The organism is Corallococcus sp. 4LFB (assembly GCF_046520365.1).
Taxonomy (GTDB): Bacteria; Myxococcota; Myxococcia; order Myxococcales; family Myxococcaceae; genus Corallococcus; species Corallococcus caeni.
The window spans coordinates 1-1,585 of record NZ_JBKGHJ010000948.1 but is presented as its reverse complement, the minus strand read 5'-3'; the positions used below and the strand labels follow the sequence as shown (position 1 = coordinate 1,585).

The following is a 1,585-nucleotide window of genomic DNA, read 5'->3' as shown; positions in this document are numbered from 1 at the left end:
CGCGACCCGGCGCGCGGCGGAGGACCCGGCGGCGGGGACCTCGCGGGACTCGGCGCGCCTGCCGTGGGGTGTGAGCGGCGCTTCCCTTCCCAGCGACTGCGGCGGCATCCGCGGCGTGGGCTGGGGAGGACGTCCGTTCGCGGCGTCGGCGGCGCGGTCGTCCTGCGACAGCACCAGCGTCGTCCCATGGCGGTCCTCGTCCGGCGAGCCGCTCCGCTTCGCACCCGAGGCGTGTTCCCGCGACGGCATCACCGCCGTGGGCTCGCGGGGCGGCGGCTCGGCGCCAGCGTCAGGCCGCGGCAGCGCGCCATCCTCCAGCGCCGTCCGCTCCGGGAGCGCGGGCAGCCCCTGGTTGCTGGCCGCGACGGGGAACAGCCTCCGGACGAACGCGCCCACGTCGGTGTCATCGACGGAGCGGGCGTGGTTCAGCACGCACTGGGCCAGCGCGCGCTCCAGCTCCCCCGCCGTCTGGAAGCGCTGCGACAGGTCGCGCTCCAGCGCGCGGCGGATGACGGCGTCCAGGTCCGGCGGCACGTCCGGGTTGAGGCGCGCGGGCGGCACGATGGCGCTCTCCTGCACCGCGCGCAGGACGGCGATCTCGGAGTCGCCCTGGAACAGCCGCCCGCCCGTGAGCAGCTCCCACAGCACCACGCCCAGCGCGAACACGTCGGTGCGCACGTCCACGCTCTCGCCCCGGGCCTGTTCGGGGGACATGTACGCGAACTTGCCCTTGAGCACGCCGGGGTTCGTGAGCTTGTTGCCCGCCTTCGCGATGCCGAAGTCGGTGAGCTTCACCGCGCCGTCGTAGGACACGAGCACGTTGTGGGGCGTGACGTCCCGGTGCACCAGGTTGAGCAGCTCGCCGTTCACCCGCAGGCGGTGGGCGTAGTGCAGGCCGCGCGCGACCTCCGCGCCGATGTGCGCCACCAGCACGGGCGGCATCGGCGTCATCGCCTCCTTGCTCCGCTTGCGCAACTCCCACAGCGAGCAGCCGCGCACGTACTCCATCGCCAGGTAGTAGGTGTCCTCGTGCTTGTCGAAGTCGAAGATCTGCACCACGTTGGCGTGGTTGAGCCGCGAGGCCAGCCGCGCCTCCGCGATGAACATCTGCACGAAGTCCGGGTCGCTCGCGAGGAACGCCCGCACGCGCTTGATGACGACCTCCTTCTCGAAGCCCTCCGGCCCGCGCGCGGTGCACAGGAAGATCTCCGCCATGCCCCCTTCGGCGAGCTTGCGGCGCACGACGTACTTGCCGACGTGGGTTCCTGCCTCGAGCGTCACGGAAGGGTCCAAGGCCGCGCCTACTCGAACTTGACCGTCACCACGTTGAGGTCGATGGGACGCACCTCGATGCGGCGGCTGAGGGTGCGCTTCAGCTCGGAGTTGGTGAACTTGCAGTCATACGAGCCCACGCGCAGCTCCACCGGCTGGAACGGCGTCTCGCCCAGCTTGCGTCCGTTGCACGTCACCTCCGCCCACGGCGTCACCACGAAGCTCACCGACGCGGCTCGCTCCGCGGCGCGAGCGGGCTCACGCACCTCCGCGGCGAGCACCACCGTGGCCGCGGTGGCGGCGGGCGCCCTCA

1 protein-coding gene and 1 pseudogene are annotated in these 1,585 nt (G+C 72.3%); both read right to left on the bottom strand.

The genetic code is table 11. The features are described 5' to 3' along the window. Window positions 1-1,281: serine/threonine protein kinase (locus tag ACLEQD_RS43070; protein ID WP_410391745.1), on the bottom strand; the 1,281-nt coding region annotated here is incomplete at its 3' end. A gap of 20 nt (window positions 1,282-1,301) precedes the next feature. Beyond that, window positions 1,302-1,585: pseudogene (locus tag ACLEQD_RS43065) on the bottom strand (serine/threonine protein kinase); the annotation flags it as partial.